The sequence below is a fragment of the Granulicatella sp. 572.rep1_STHE genome, assembly GCF_001073445.1.
Taxonomy (GTDB): Bacteria; Bacillota; Bacilli; order Lactobacillales; family Aerococcaceae; genus Granulicatella; species Granulicatella adiacens.
Window position 1 is genome coordinate 86,914 of record NZ_JVBO01000033.1, and the last position, 14,425, is coordinate 101,338.

12 protein-coding genes, 1 pseudogene and 1 riboswitch are annotated in these 14,425 nt (G+C 39.5%); of the genes and pseudogenes, 12 read left to right on the forward strand and 1 reads right to left on the reverse strand.

Annotated elements, in window-relative coordinates:
• Positions 1-36 precede the first annotated feature (36 nt).
• From hslO to ADH99_RS08070, 6 genes are all read left to right on the forward strand, one after another.
• Entirely contained in the window at positions 37-930 is an 894-nt protein-coding gene (gene hslO, locus ADH99_RS08045) for an Hsp33 family molecular chaperone HslO (protein WP_049554837.1), read from the forward strand.
• A gap of 187 nt (positions 931-1,117) precedes the next feature.
• Positions 1,118-1,615, forward strand: a complete 498-nt coding sequence (locus ADH99_RS08050; protein WP_049554908.1) for a helix-turn-helix domain-containing protein — start codon at positions 1,118-1,120, stop codon at positions 1,613-1,615.
• 205 nt (positions 1,616-1,820) lie between these two features.
• Positions 1,821-2,774 carry a hypothetical protein gene (locus ADH99_RS08055; RefSeq protein WP_049554836.1) on the forward strand — a complete coding sequence of 318 codons (954 nt, stop codon included), beginning with the start codon at positions 1,821-1,823 and terminating at the stop codon, positions 2,772-2,774.
• Positions 2,775-2,840: 66 nt separating this feature from the next.
• On the forward strand, positions 2,841-3,806 hold the full coding sequence (locus ADH99_RS08060) for a hypothetical protein (RefSeq protein ID WP_049554835.1): 966 nt from the start codon (positions 2,841-2,843) through the stop codon (positions 3,804-3,806).
• Between the two features lie 221 nt (positions 3,807-4,027).
• Positions 4,028-4,777 (forward strand): SDR family NAD(P)-dependent oxidoreductase, encoded by a 750-nt coding sequence (locus ADH99_RS08065; protein WP_049554834.1) that lies wholly within the window; start codon positions 4,028-4,030, stop codon positions 4,775-4,777.
• 46 nt (positions 4,778-4,823) lie between these two features.
• Positions 4,824-5,762, forward strand: a complete 939-nt coding sequence (locus ADH99_RS08070) for a 2-keto-3-deoxygluconate permease (RefSeq protein ID WP_049554833.1) — start codon at positions 4,824-4,826, stop codon at positions 5,760-5,762.
• A 414-nt stretch (positions 5,763-6,176) separates the two neighbouring features.
• Here ADH99_RS08070 and cysK read toward each other — a convergent pair whose 3' ends face one another.
• Entirely contained in the window at positions 6,177-7,103 is a 927-nt protein-coding gene (gene cysK, locus ADH99_RS08075; RefSeq protein WP_049554832.1) for a cysteine synthase A, read from the reverse strand.
• Between the two features lie 272 nt (positions 7,104-7,375).
• On the opposite strand from cysK, the pseudogene ADH99_RS08080 reads away from it, so the two are divergent.
• The 6 genes and pseudogenes from ADH99_RS08080 (at position 7,376) to ADH99_RS08105 (ending at position 14,409) form a co-directional block, all read left to right on the forward strand.
• A pseudogene (locus tag ADH99_RS08080) lies at positions 7,376-8,671 on the forward strand (uracil-xanthine permease family protein).
• A gap of 326 nt (positions 8,672-8,997) precedes the next feature.
• On the forward strand, positions 8,998-9,756 hold the full coding sequence (locus tag ADH99_RS08085) for a DeoR/GlpR family DNA-binding transcription regulator (protein WP_065427302.1): 759 nt from the start codon (positions 8,998-9,000) through the stop codon (positions 9,754-9,756).
• Positions 9,757-9,771: 15 nt separating this feature from the next.
• Entirely contained in the window at positions 9,772-10,689 is a 918-nt protein-coding gene (gene pfkB / locus ADH99_RS08090) for a 1-phosphofructokinase (RefSeq protein ID WP_049554831.1), read from the forward strand.
• Positions 10,690-10,706: 17 nt separating this feature from the next.
• Positions 10,707-12,659 carry a PTS fructose transporter subunit IIABC gene (locus ADH99_RS08095; RefSeq protein ID WP_049554830.1) on the forward strand — a complete coding sequence of 651 codons (1,953 nt, stop codon included), beginning with the start codon at positions 10,707-10,709 and terminating at the stop codon, positions 12,657-12,659.
• Positions 12,660-12,792: 133 nt separating this feature from the next.
• Positions 12,793-12,888, forward strand: a riboswitch (TPP riboswitch).
• A 53-nt stretch (positions 12,889-12,941) separates the two neighbouring features.
• Positions 12,942-13,493 (forward strand): energy-coupled thiamine transporter ThiT, encoded by a 552-nt coding sequence (gene thiT, locus ADH99_RS08100; protein ID WP_039848933.1) that lies wholly within the window; start codon positions 12,942-12,944, stop codon positions 13,491-13,493.
• A gap of 475 nt (positions 13,494-13,968) precedes the next feature.
• The gene (locus tag ADH99_RS08105) at positions 13,969-14,409 is read left to right on the forward strand and encodes a MarR family winged helix-turn-helix transcriptional regulator (protein ID WP_049554829.1); all 441 of its coding nucleotides are present in this window, start codon (positions 13,969-13,971) and stop codon (positions 14,407-14,409) included.
• Positions 14,410-14,425: the final 16 nt, after the last annotated feature.

Consider the following 14,425-nt stretch of genomic DNA (forward strand, 5'->3'; position numbering starts at 1 on the left):
TGTCACAGCTCTTTTCTTTTAAAAAAGGAGAAACAAATGGCAGATTCATTATTAAAAGTATTAGCATTCAATGATGAGGTTAAAGCCGTTGCTATGGTGGCAACAGATGCTATCGCCCAAGCCCAACGCAGACACGATACTTGGAGTTCTGCAACAGCAGCGCTTGGACGTACCATCATCGGAACACAATTATTAGCAAGCAGTTTAAAAGGGGACGAACGCATCACGGTTCAAGTGAATGGTGATGGCCCTGGCGGGAAAATCATGGCCGATGCGAATGGCCGCGGGGAAATGCGTGGTTATATCACGAATCCTCATGTCAGCCTCGAGTTAAACGACAAAGGAAAATTAGATGTCCGTGGGGTTGTTGGAACAAATGGAACGATTACCGTCCTCAAAGACTTAAATATGAGAGAACCGTTCTCTGGTCAAGTGCCCATCGTGGACGGGGAACTCGGAATGGACTTTACGTATTACTTAGCAGTTTCAGAACAAATTAACGGAGCTGTTGGAGTATCGGTTCTTGTCAATCCAGATGAAACGGTTCGTGCAGCAGGTGGCTTTATGATTCAATTATTACCAGGGGCTAGCGAAGCGACAATTTCAGAAATCGAACGTCGTATTAACGAGATTCCAATGGTTTCAAAATTGATTGACCAACAAGAACAACCGCGCGATATTTTAAATCGACTACTCGGAGAAGAGAATATTCGTGTGTTAGAAGAGATGCCGGTGAAGTTCCATTGCGGCTGTACGCGTGAACGTTTCAGTGCAGGATTGATGTCGATTGGAGTAGATGACTTACAACATCTCATTGACGAAGATCACGGTGCAGAAGTGGTGTGTCATTTCTGTGGAGAAAAATATCATTTCGAAGAAGCTGAACTACAAAGCTTAATTGATGAGATTAAATCTCAACGCGAGAAATAAGGATTAAAGCTTTAAACACTGCTTGGGTGTTTAGAGCTTTTTTGTTTACCTGGCTGTATGATTGCTTGATTTTTCTGCTGATTTAAAATGCAACTGAAGGGCAACCACTAGTTGACAAAAAGGTTAGGAGGCTGTATTTTCAAGTTGAGATATAATTGTTAGGATTAGAATAAAGGAGGATGAAATGATGAAACTCGCTGAAAAAATATACAACCTTAGAAAAGAAAAAGGATGGTCACAAGAAACGCTAGCGGAACAAATTAAAGTTTCCCGTCAAAGCATTTCTAAATGGGAATCCGGTCAAGCTCTTCCAGAAATCGAGAAGATTATTGAGTTAAGTACTATCTTTCAAGTAACGACAGATTACCTGCTCTTAGATGAAAATACGACTAAAAGTCAAAAAATCGAACTGACTGAAGATGAAAAAGACAGATATTATAAAGAAGTGAAGTCTTTTGGTCGATGGCAGGTTATTCATATTTTTATAGTCGCGTTGGCAATCTATCTTGTTTTTGCTGGCTCGAGCTTCCCAGCTGAATTTACCACATGGATTTGGTTAACCTTCATTCTTTTAATCGCTTCTGCATTTGCAATCAGCAAAGCTTTAACGATAAAAAAACAGTACTTAGATAAAGTGATTGGGAATGAGGAAAATTCTAAACAAAACAACGCTACAACTGAATAGAACGATTTGAAGGCTGCATCTCGGGGGGTTAACTTAGAGGGCAGCCTCTTTCATTATAGCGATAGAGTATATTATCAGATGTTTTTTACCTTTTTTTGATTTATAATGGGCTGGACAGTTTATTTTTGAATCATTTGTTTCCTATCCATAAAGATAATCATCATTCATTCTGTATAGGAACAAGCATAAGGAAGTGGAGTTAGTAGTGCATAAAGGATATGTGAGAAGAACGCTCTCCCTCTGGGGGACAGCTCTTGTCTTAGCAATGATAGGAATTTTCTTTCTGTTTGGAACCATTAAAGGATACATGGGAGGAGAGGCGCTCTATAAGGCGGGGGAGATTTATCATTTGAATCATGCGGGAACGTCCGTTGCGATTCGTGTGTTGGATATAGACTTAGAGGCCGTCACTTACGATGGAAACGAATATTATTTAGTAAAGCATGAAAAAGGGGTTACACCTCTTCAAGCGCAGGCCAATGACATTCAGCAGTTAATGGATTTGAAAAAAGAGAATTTGAAGGGATTGGAGCCTTTAAGAGATAAGAATATTTATTTAAATGTTCGTGTAACACCAGCAGTGACGAAAGGTCGTAGAGGGAGTACTACCGTCCATATACCGGCAGCATTGATAAAAGCAATTATGACCCAATATCAGAAAGGAACGCTAGGAAACACATTAGAACTAGATTTCCTTCATTATTTAACACTGACATCTTTTACAAATCGTTTAGTGGAGACGGCGGTTACGCTTTTTGTCATTTTAATAGCGTTGGCATACTTTTACGGTGCATATAAACGAGTACGGTCTTTGAAGGAACATTACGAGATGTTCGATAAAGAGTTTCCGAGATACGCACTAAATATGAAGGCTTTACCAATGGATGCAGATTTTCACGATCCTATCCTAAAAGTACTGGTGAAGGATCACAAATTAGTTTGCTATAATAACGATTTTAGAGTGATTAAGCTACGGGAAGTACGAAATGTTGAAGTTCGTCGCCAATTGGCAAAAAGCAGTGTTGCCTATGCCATCGATTTTGGATTTAGCGGGAATAAGAAAGTAACCATTCAATTAAAGAATCGTCTAGAAGATGTTCGCCAATTAGTGGAATATTTGAATGAAAAAGAAAGAACCAAAATATCGATATCGTTTTAATAGTAGTGGATATGCGGTTCGAAGAAGATAAGTTAAAAATTTCAATAGAAAGTAAGAGGGGTCGGGATGCATAAAGGAATTATAAGACGAACATGGGGAATGTGGATACTCACGGTCCTGTTAGGATTAATAGTGGCAATGGTGGGGATTGTAGTTTCGTTTGGCTTTATGAGTGGACGTGAATTATACGAACATGGAATCATTTATGAAATGGAAAAAGATTCATCGTCTAGTTCGATTAAAGTGTTAGATATTGACCCAAGTCCGCTAGAGATAGACGATGAAACATATTATTTAGTGAAACATAATTATGGAGTATCGTTCTTAAAAACAGATACTTCCGAAATCAAACAAATTCTAGAGTTTAAACAGGCGCTTCCGGATAAAACGAACGCGCTCGCCACATCTGACTTCTACTTGAATATCCGTGTAGTTAATGAGAAAGAGAAAAAAGGGAGATCTAGCGTCAAAACAAATATTACGCAAGAAATGAAGGGAAAATTTGAAGAAAAATTAAAACTGAGCTCACTTTCGGTGCAGGCGACTCTCGATAAATTGGACAAAACCCATTATTTAACCATTACGAACAATGCAGATAGATTTTTCGACATCGTGATGTTAATCGTGGTAATCGTGATTTTTGTCATTGTATTGGTGTGGCAAATCGTTCGCGTTCGTCAAATAAAAAAACACTATGTTCGTTTTGATGAGCTGTTCCCTGACTATCAAGACGATATGAAACGTTTATTGGATGATGCGGAGTATCTTGATAATCAACTTGGGGTACTTGTCAAAGATGGAATTTTGGTTTCTTTTGGGACGGAGTTCAGGGTAGTAGACTTAGAAAAAGCAGTCAGTGCATGCGTAATTCGTCAAAAATCAAAATGGGGCGCGAAATATCAATTTTCGTTCTTCAATGAAGGCCGTAAACCAGTAGAAAAAGTTCCACTTGGTAATTTACAGGACAATGTCATTGATTTAGTCCATTATTTAAGAGAAGTTTGCTCCTATAATGTTTATATTCAATTTTAAAAAAATAAAATATTTTTTATGGTACGCAAAACAGTCTACGATTTGTTCGTGGGCTATTTTGTTGTGTAGAAACCTTTTGATGCTGCGGTTTTAGATCTGCAATAGGAACATTAATTCGGTCACAAACAAGTTAAAAAGTTAACAAATGATAACCATAAAAAGAGTCGAATGTTCATTATTTAGTGATATGATGAACATATCAAATCAAAGGACGTGATCTTATGGATTTCACAGGAAAAGTTGCCATTGTCACTGGTGGGGCAAATGGTATTGGTAAAGAAATCGTTCGCGGTATCGTTGAAGGTGGCGGTTTTGTAGTCATTGCAGATATTAATGAAGCTGCAGCAAACAAAACTGTTGAAGAATTCGGACCAGAACACACAAGCTTCAAATACATGGATTTAGGAAATCATGAATCTATCGTAAAAAGCATGAATGAAATTTTAGCAGAACACAAAGTCGATATTTTAGTGAACTGCGCTGGGGTGATTAGTGCAAAACCATTCGATCAATTAACATACGATGAATGGGAAAGAACAATCCGTATCAATCTTTCAGGATGCTTCTCAACGATTAGTACCATTTTCCCTCACTTTATCGAAAACAAGGGTGGACGTATCGTAAACGTTTCTTCCGTTGCCGCTAAACTAGGTGGTGGATTATTAGGAACTGCTGCTTATGCTTCTTCTAAAGCTGGTTTAAATGGTTTAACTAAAGCCGTTGCTAAAGAAGGCGGTAAATACAATATCGCATGTAACGCTGTATGTCCTTCATTCACTCATACAGATATGACAACAGTATTATCAGAAGATAAAGAAAAGAGCCAAAAAGTTATCAGCATGATTCCTTTAGGACGTCGTGCAGAACCAGTTGAAATCGCTCAAATGATTCTCTTCTTTGCAAGCGACCTTGCAAGCTTTGTAACAGGGGAAATCGGTGACTGCGATGGCGGTATCACATTAGATGGCTGATTTTAGCTAGATTCTTATTCCAAATCAGAGAAGGACTGTGAACAGTATGAAAAAGATTAAAATTCCTGGGGATACAATCATTATTCCAATGTTTATTGGATGTGTGATAAATACGTTTTTCCCTCAAGTATTACAAATTGGTGGATTTACCACTCCAATCGTGAAAGGTGCTGGACCACTTGTTGGGGCATTCCTCTTCATTATCGGGGGGACCATTTCTCTTAAAAACACACCAAAAGCTGTTGGACGTGGGGCAGCAATTATTTTAGCGAAAATTGCGGTATCTGTAGTCTTAGGGTTATTGGTTGCAAAAGTATTCAATGACAACTTCCTCGGACTTAGCGCTGTTGCCGTTATTGGTGCCATTTCTGTAGCTAATAATGCCATGTATGCGGGGATTGTAGATGTATATGGGGACGAAATCGATGCTGGGGCCGTTGGGATCACAACCTTAAGTGTTGGACCAATGGTAACAATGGCCGTATTAAGTAGTGCCGGCCTTGCAAACATCTCGATTTGGAACTTAGTCGGAACGGTATTACCACTTGTGTTAGGGATTGCGTTAGGAAATGCCTTCCCTTACATGAAAAAAGTACTCTCAAATGGGATTACGGCTATCATTATCGTCGTTGGTTTCTGTTTAGGGGCAAATATGAGCTTTGGTCAAATCCTTGAAGGGGGTCTACCTGGTATTTTACTAGGGGTGATTACTACACTCGTTGGGGGTATTGCCTCCATCGCTGCAGACCGCTTAACAGGTGGGAATGGGGTTGCCGGTGCTGCCATTTCAAGTACAGCAGCCAGCGCTATCGCTACACCAGCTGCACTTTCAGCAGTGGATGCAACGTTCAAAGGAATTGAAGCAACCGCAACGACTCAAATTACCGCTTCTGTAATCGTAACAGCTATTTTAACTCCAATCTTAACAGCTTATATTGCTAAAAAATTCGGGAACAAAAAAGAAGCTGAAACACAAGAAGCTTAATCGTATTTAAAAAGTGAAATCACCTCGGAAAAATTTTTCCAAGGTGGTTTTTGTTTTCCCTTGAGTGTAACAATAATGTTACGTAACAAAAATTTTACAACTCAATAAGTTGGGTTGTATCAAAATTGATACAAAAAGAGTAGAGTGTATCATGCATGATACACTCTGAATTCTGTGAGCCTTTCACCTGAATTTTTGCACAAAAAAGAACCTCAAAAACTGAATGGAAATCTTTTGAATTCTATAGTGAGAGCAGTAGTGAGTGTAACCAATGTGAATTACAGACCGTTTTACGGCCTGTTTGAAGCTTGGTAGGGTTGAGACCTTGGCTCAACCCGATACAACTACTGCCATCACTATGAGGATATTTAAAAGATTGCAATGAAGTTTTGAGGTTCGTGTTTTTAAAATGAATTACGCTTCACCGAAAATGCCTGTTGAAAGGTAACGTTCACCTGTATCTGGTAATAGAACCACAACAGATTTGCCTTTTCCTAAGCGTTTTGCCACGCGTAAAGCGGCAGTTACAGCAGCTCCAGAAGAAATACCAGCAAGGATCCCTTCTTTAGCAGCTAAGTTTTTCGCAGTTTCGATGGCGTCGTCACTTGTCACAAGTTCAAAACCGTCGATCACATCACGGTCGATAATGCTTGGTTCAAAACCAGCAGAAATTCCTTGGATGCGGTGTTTTCCTTTTTGGCCTTTAGAAATAAATGGCGCTTCTTCAGGTTCAACCCCGATAATTTCAACGTCTTTATTGACTTCTTTTAAGGCACGGCCAACACCTGTGATTGTACCACCAGTACCGATACCACTGATATAAGCATCTGGTGTTTTGCCGTCGAAGGCTTTAATAATTTCTTGCCCAGTTGTTTGATAGTGGATAGCTGGGTTTGCTTCGTTGTCGAATTGACGTGCCCAGAAGTAGCCAGGTTGTGCAGCGAGTTCTTCAGCTTTCGCAACGGCAGCGCCGAATCCATCCGCAGCAGGCGTTAATAAGACTTCTGTACCGTATGCTTTCATTAATTGACGGCGTTCGATAGACATGGATTCAGGCATAATTGTAATGACCTTGTATCCTTTTGCAGCGCCGACTAGTGAAAGTCCTACACCTGTATTTCCACTTGTTGCTTCGATGATTGTGTCGCCAGGTTTTAGCGAGCCATCTTTCTCAGCTGTTTCGATGATGTTTAAAGCGATACGATCTTTGACAGATCCACCGGCGTTAAACGACTCGACTTTTACATATACATCTGCAGAATCGTCTGAAACTAAACGGTTTAGTTTCACAAGGGGAGTGTTCCCGATTAATTCTGTGATAGTTTCTACTGATTTGACCATAAATGATCCCTCCATAAAGTTAGACTGGGCAACTTTAAGGGTTGCTTGGTTCTAATTGTAACTGGGAATGAGTAGGTGCACAATAGTTTTTTATAAAAAAACAAAAAAAGTATAGAAAATTCACTTTAGTTATGATACACTACCCTCTAGCAAGGGCTTTTAAACTCATCCAGAGAGGTGAGAAAGGCTAAGAACAAGTTTATTAGACTAGCCCTACGCTTAATAACATAGGGCTTTTTGTGTGCACAAAAACGCCCGGAAAAGAGGGGAAAATGGAGTTACAAACTTCAAAAGTCGATCTGTTGTTGGATGTGGATCAAAAACCGGATCTCGTGCCTGGCTTGTTTTTAAGTCTTCAGCACGTGTTTGCGATGTTTGGTGCCACGGTTTTAGTGCCGTTAATATTGGGGATGCCAGTATCGGTTGCTTTATTTGCGTCGGGATTAGGAACACTAATCTATATGGTAGCGACGCAATTTAAAGTACCTGTTTACTTGGGATCCTCTTTTGCTTTTATTACGGCCATGCAGTTTGCAATGGCGCAAATGGGCGGAAGTCCAGATGCAGCTCAGACAGGGGTAGTGTTAGTCGGATTACTTTATGTGGTAGTGGCAATTTTAGTGAAGTTACTAGGAACGGGATGGATTAACCGTATTTTACCACCGATTGTCATTGGACCGATGATTATTGTGATTGGTCTAGGCCTGGCAAACAGTGCTGTTAAAAATGCAGGCTTTGTTGTGGATGGAGACTGGAAACCAATGTTCGTGGCGGTAGTGACCTTCCTTATTACAGCATTTATTAATACAAAAGCAAAAGGTTTCTTGAAAATTATCCCATTCTTATTTGGGATTATCGGTGGATATATCGTAGCCATCTGCTTTGGTCTAGTAGATTTCACAAAAGTAATAGAAGCTCAATGGATTGCTTTGCCAGAGTTATACTTGCCGTTCGATACAAATGGGCTTTTCAATCAGTATCATTTATATTTCGGTCCGGAAACATAGGCGCTTCTACCAGTAGCTGTTGTGACGATTGCAGAACACATTGGAGACCATACCGTACTCAGTCAAATTTGCGGGAAGCAATTCTTGAGTGATCCAGGTTTACACCGTACCTTAATCGGAGATGGCGTAGCAACTGCTGTGTCTGCCTTTCTAGGAGGTCCAGCGAATACGACTTATGGTGAAAATACTGGGGTTGTGGGGTTAACACGTATTGCATCCGTATCCGTCATTCGTAATGCAGCGATTATCGCAATTCTCCTCAGTTTCTTTGGTAAATTCACGGCCTTAGTTCGTACGATTCCAAATGCGGTACTTGGAGGAATGGCGATTCTCTTATACGGGGTTATTGCTTCCAATGGGTTGAAAGTGTTAATTGAAAAACAAGTAGACTTCCGTCAAGTACGTAACTTAATTATTGCAAGTTCCATGTTAGTACTAGGATTGGGTTCTGCGGTATTACAATTAGGACCAGTAACGTTATCAGGTACAGCTCTTTGTGCCATTGCAGGAATACTGCTCAATCTCATTTTACCTCACGAAAAAGTAGAAGATAACGAATAATAATCATTAAAAACTATAAAGAAAAGCACTGAAGACATGAATTCGTGATGTCTTCAGTGCTTTTTTGACGGTTTAGTTCAAAAATACAGCATTTATATAAAAAAATTAATAATAAATCTGATTAATCACAATGGAAGTAAATTTTTTAGGGTAATTTTATTAATAAAAGAATCTTAAATTACTTGCGCCAATGGATATATACTCTTATATTATATAAGTAATGTAGTTAAAAATATTTACAAAAATATATAAAAATGACTGTTTTTGACCGCTTTAAACCGGACTAGTCAAGAAATTAGCAGATTGATACATTTAGGAGGAACTACATGCTTACTGAAAAGAGAAGAAGAATTATTTTAGATTTATTAGATAAGGATGATACAGTTCACCTAAAGGATTTAATGGAGGCGCTCCAGGCTTCTGAATCCACTATTCGACGCGATCTCTCTATATTAGAAGAAGAAGGAACCCTGATTCGTATCCATGGTGGTGCTAAAAGAGTGTATTCGAAAGAGTTTGAACCGACTACCAAAGAAAAAGAACGTTCAAATCGAAGAGAAAAAGAGTGTATTGGTCGTTATGCAGCCTCTTTAGTAACGAAGGGCGAAACGATTTATATGGATGCAGGGACAACGACTTTAAGAATGATTCCGCATTTAGAAGGAAAAGATGTCACGGTGATTACAAATGGGGTACAGCAGGCCCATCTTCTTGCAGACTATGGAATCAAAACGGTGTTATTAGGCGGTCAAGTAAAAGTAGAAACGAGTGCGGTTATTGGCACTCTTGCTCAAAACCAGCTCCGAGAGTATTTCTTTAAGAAGGCGTTTCTTGGGATGAATGGGGTAGACCTTAGTTATGGGTATACAACGCCGGATGAAGAAGAAGCTCAAATAAAAAAAATCGCAATGAGTAAGAGTAATCATGCGTATGTTTTGGCGGACTCTAGTAAATTTGCTAAAGTAAGTTTATGTAAGGTTGCTGATTTTCATCAAGTAACCATGGTAACAAACACGACGAAAGAGCAAGCGGACTTACGTTACCGTATGGCTGGTAGCATTCGTCTTGTTGAAATGGACGCATAAAAGAGGAGAGATAGCATGATTTACACGATTACGTTTAATCCAGCAATTGACCTTGTTGTAAAAGTTCCTAATTGTGAACTAGGCACATTAAACCGTTCTGTGGAAGAAAATTACGTTGCAGGCGGTAAAGGAATTAATATGTCGGTAATCCTAAAACGATTAGGGTTTGATAATACAGCCACTGGGTTTTTAGCAGGTTTTTCAGGAAACTTCATCAAAGAAGCTCTCCAATCCGAAGGTATCGGGACAGACTTTATTCAAATCGATGGAGTCACTCGAATTAATCTAAAGTTGAAGAGTAATGAAGAAACGGAAATTAATGCAAATGGACCGGTTGTAACCAAGGACGATTTTGGACGTCTAGTGACCTATTTTGAAGACCGACTTCAAGAAGGGGATGTTGTATTTTTAGCAGGGAATGCAGGAAATGGAATGGACCATTCGGCTTATACGACCATTGCTAAATTATGTGACGAAAAAGGGGTCAAACTAGTCCTCGATACAACAAAGGATTTACTGACCAAATGTCTTCCATACCATCCGTTTATCATTAAACCAAATCATCATGAATTAGGTGAGATTTTCGGGGTAACGATTGAGACAGAAGAACAAATTGTAGATTATGCAAAACAATTACAGCAAATGGGGGCTAGAAATGTACTGATTTCTCGCGGTGGTGATGGCGCAATGCTTATCACAGAAACTGGAGAAGTGTACACATCGAATGTTCCGAAAGGGACACTTGTGAACTCTGTAGGCGCAGGGGACTCAATGCTTTCTGGTTTCATGGCAAAATTTATCGAAACAGGCGATTATGCAGCAAGCTTGAGGCAAGGAGCTGCGACTGGAAGTGCGACAGCCTTTTCTGTAGGAATTGCTGAAAAAGCATTTATTGAAGAGCTATTACCACAAGTTGTGGTTACGAAACAGTAAGAGTGAAGGTGACGAAAATGAAATTATCAGATTTGTTTATTAAAGAAGCCATGGATTTACATCTAACGACTTCAACTAAAAAAGAAACGTTACAGCATTTAGCAGGGAATTTTGCAAGCCTTGGTAAAGTAAGTGATGTGGATGCTTACGTGGCAGCTCTAGAAGCTCGTGAAGCGCAATCTACCACTGGTGTAGGTGACGAAATTGCCATTCCTCACGCACAACACGAATCCATTACGCAAGCTGCGATTGTTTTTGGACGTAGCGAACAAGGAATTGAATGGGAATCGTTTGACGGCCAACCTGCAAAATTAATCTTCATGATTGCGGCTCCAGCAGGGGGCGGAGGCGAGCACCTGCAAGCCTTAGCAAAACTATCATCAGTATTAATGAATCCTGAAGCAAAAGCAGCCTTACTTCAAGCAGGGGATTCTGATGAAGTGGTTGAAGTCTTTAAAAAATTTGAAGAACCACAAGAAGAAGCCGTTGAAGAAGTAGCAGAAGAAGCAGCGCCATCAAACGACGATGTGTATATTTTAGCGGTCACAGCTTGCCCAACAGGAATCGCACATACCTTTATGGCCGAAGAAAAATTAAAACAAGCCGGAAAAACGGCTGGGTACAAAATTAAAGTAGAAACAAACGGACAATCTGGTATCGGCAACCGTTTAACAAAAGAAGATATCGAGCGCGCAACAGCAGTCATTGTTGCAGCGGACAAACAAGTCGAAATGGCTCGTTTCGACGGCAAGCCCGTCATCATCACTAAAGTAGCGGATGGAATCAACAAAGCGGACGAATTAGTAGCTCGTGCAGCTAAAGCGGATGCGCCAATTTACCACGCTAGTGAAGATGCGAATGCCACAGAAGAAAGCGTAGAAGGCGAGTCTCTTGGCCGTCAATTCTACAAACACTTAATGAATGGTGTGTCACACATGTTACCATTCGTTGTTGCTGGTGGGATTTTAATCGCTGTTTCATTCTTCTGGGGAATTACTTCCTTTGATGTGAAGGATACAGCAAATTATAACCCTATTGCTGAAGCAATCTTCCGTATGGGTAAATTAGCCTTTGCGATGATGCTTCCAATGTTAGCAGGTTTTATCGGACAATCGATTGCGGATCGTCCCGGTTTAGTGGTCGGTTTCATGGGTGGGGTATTTGCGAACCCTGCTTTATTCACAGATTTTGCAACTGGCGGAGTTTTTGCTGAAGGATATGTTTCTTCTGGATTCCTAGGAGCGCTCATTGCAGGGTTCTTAGCCGGCGGAATTATTTCGTTCCTAAAATTTGCTTTCTCATGGTTACCAAAATCATTAGAAGGATTAAAACCAATTTTCTTATTCCCTGTATTCGGGGTTCTTATCATGGGTGCTTTAATGTTATTCGTGATCAATGGACCAATGGGTGCAGTGATGAATGGCTTAACAAACTTCTTAGCAAATGTTCCGAGAGAACTTGGCATGGTATTAGGATTTTTAGTGGGAGCTATGATGGCTATTGATATGGGTGGCCCAATCAATAAAGCAGCTTATGTAACAGGAACTGCCTTAGTGACAAGCGCTGGTGCAGCAGGGTCAGACGTGATGGCTGCAGTAATGGTTGGTGGAATGGTTCCTCCTTTAGCGATTGCAATTGCTGCAACACTTAATAAAAACTTATTTACAGAAGCAGAAAGAAACAGTGCATATGTAAACTATGTAATGGGTGCTGCATTCATTACAGAAGGTGCAATTCCGTTTGCAGCGGCACATCCTTTACAAGTCATTCCTTCATTGGCATTTGCTTCAGGTGTATCTGGTGCGTTATCAATGGCGTTTGGTATTGTTAGCCGTGTTCCTCATGGTGGGTTATTCGCTGCGTTTGTAAATGGTGTTTCAAACCCATTAGCATTCGTTTTAATTTGGCTTGTTGGTGGAATTATCGGTGCACTATTGTTAAATATCACCTTATCTAAAAAAGCAAAATAAAAAGTGAATTAAGGCTTCTAAGGTTTTTCCTTAGGAGCTTTTTGTTTGTTCATCAGAAAAAATCTGCAAAAATTGAGCTTAAGGATTGCAAAAGAGGAAAGTAGAGGGTATATTTAAAACAGTTAAATAAATAGAAAATACAAAGGGGTGCCTCTATGGCTGAGATGTATGTACAAACCCTTGAACCTGTTACGTTAATACGTGCGTAGGAATTGTATTCGATTTCGAAGTTAGTTGGAGTCTCTTTGTGTTTTCAAGAAAACGAAGGAGGCTCTTTTTTTAATGAAGAGAAATGTTTTAATTTGGGTAGAGGTTGCGATTATCGCTGCACTCGCAATGGTACTATCATTTGTACCAAAACTAGCAGGTTGGTTTTCACCATCATGGGGAGCAATTATTCTTGTTATTTTTTCACTCCGTAGAGGATTGACACCTGGTTTGGCTGCTGGACTTTTATGGGGATTGATTCACTTCCCTCTAGGAAAAGTATCATTCTTATCTGTAGAACAAGTATTGATTGAATATATCATTGCATTTACAGTTATGGGTCTTGCTGGTTTAGTATATGGACCTTTCCAAAAAGCATTGAAAAATGATAAATTTTCTTCTGCAATTGTATGGTCAGGGATCGCAGCATTATTAGGAGTAGGTGTGCGCTACTTCGTTCATTATATCGCTGGAGTGTTATTCTGGGGGCAATATGCTCCAGAAGGAACAAGTCCATGGGTATACTCATTATCTGTTAACGGGACAGCAGGGGCTGGAACATTTTTAGTAGTTATGGTTGCATGCATCTTGTTGATTCGTCAAAAAAAAATATGGATAGCAAAATAGGGAAATTGTGCTTTCCGAGTCCTGGTTTAACCTGAAACCAGGGCTCTTTTTGTTGGAAAAGAAAGAGTAAGACACTTCGTACCTTCAAATAACTCTATAGTAGTCATTAGTGCTGTACCGACCTGAGCCTAGGTCTCAGGTCTAACGAGCTTCAAACTGACACTAGAAATGAATTCCAAGTGTCAGTAATTCACATCGATTACAAACGCTACAATGACTACTATAGAATTTGAAGGCACTCGTTATTCTTACTCTTTTTTAGTAAAAGAACCTGGTTTTGGTTAAACCTTATAAAGGGTGATGGGCGGAGAAGGAGAAGAAGTGTGTGCCGTTTATTGAAGGCACTCGTTATTCTTACTCTTTTTCCGTAAAAGAACCTAGTTTCGGTTAATCATTTTATAGGGTAGCTGAAGAGCGGGAGTGTTTGACAGAAGCTCATTTCAATAGTAAAGTTAATGAAGAAAGAGGTGTTGGTATGGTAACAGAATGTGAAAAAATGAATGTCTCTCATGAGATATGGATGATGATTATGAAAATTTACAATGAGAATCTACGGACGTTTTCGATTTCATTAAAAGAATTAGGATTGAATCCAACACATTTTGAAGTTTTACATGTGATTTTTAGACAAGGAACAGTGGACCAAAAGACAATTGCCTCCACTTTGAACTTAACGCAGGGGAATATTACCCACTGTATTCACCATTTACAAAAATTAGAATTAATTACCATTGAGAAAAGTTGGAAAACAAAACATATATCACTGACAGAAAAAGGAAAACAGCAGCTTGATCAATTAATTCCTGCTCAGCATGAAATGATGGAATATACATTAAGAGGATTGAATTGCACGCAAAAACAACAATTGCGTGATTTGCTAATTTCATTTGAAAATACGTGTAAATCCTCAGTTTAAGTATAATTTAAATTGA

Excerpts from the sequence above, each read along its gene's own strand:
- hslO (WP_049554837.1), top strand. The coding sequence starts at position 37 with ATGGCAGATTCATTATTAAAAGTATTAGCATTCAATGATGAGGTTAAA.
- ADH99_RS08050 (WP_049554908.1), top strand. The coding sequence starts at position 1,118 with ATGAAACTCGCTGAAAAAATATACAACCTTAGAAAAGAAAAAGGATGG.
- ADH99_RS08105 (WP_049554829.1), top strand. The coding sequence starts at position 13,969 with ATGGTAACAGAATGTGAAAAAATGAATGTCTCTCATGAGATATGGATG.
- ADH99_RS08070 (WP_049554833.1), top strand. The coding sequence starts at position 4,824 with ATGAAAAAGATTAAAATTCCTGGGGATACAATCATTATTCCAATGTTT.
- pfkB (WP_049554831.1), top strand. The coding sequence starts at position 9,772 with ATGATTTACACGATTACGTTTAATCCAGCAATTGACCTTGTTGTAAAA.
- ADH99_RS08060 (WP_049554835.1), top strand. The coding sequence starts at position 2,841 with ATGCATAAAGGAATTATAAGACGAACATGGGGAATGTGGATACTCACG.
- cysK (WP_049554832.1), bottom strand. The coding sequence starts at position 7,103 with ATGGTCAAATCAGTAGAAACTATCACAGAATTAATCGGGAACACTCCC.
- ADH99_RS08085 (WP_065427302.1), top strand. The coding sequence starts at position 8,998 with ATGCTTACTGAAAAGAGAAGAAGAATTATTTTAGATTTATTAGATAAG.
- thiT (WP_039848933.1), top strand. The coding sequence starts at position 12,942 with ATGAAGAGAAATGTTTTAATTTGGGTAGAGGTTGCGATTATCGCTGCA.
- ADH99_RS08065 (WP_049554834.1), top strand. The coding sequence starts at position 4,028 with ATGGATTTCACAGGAAAAGTTGCCATTGTCACTGGTGGGGCAAATGGT.
- ADH99_RS08095 (WP_049554830.1), top strand. The coding sequence starts at position 10,707 with ATGAAATTATCAGATTTGTTTATTAAAGAAGCCATGGATTTACATCTA.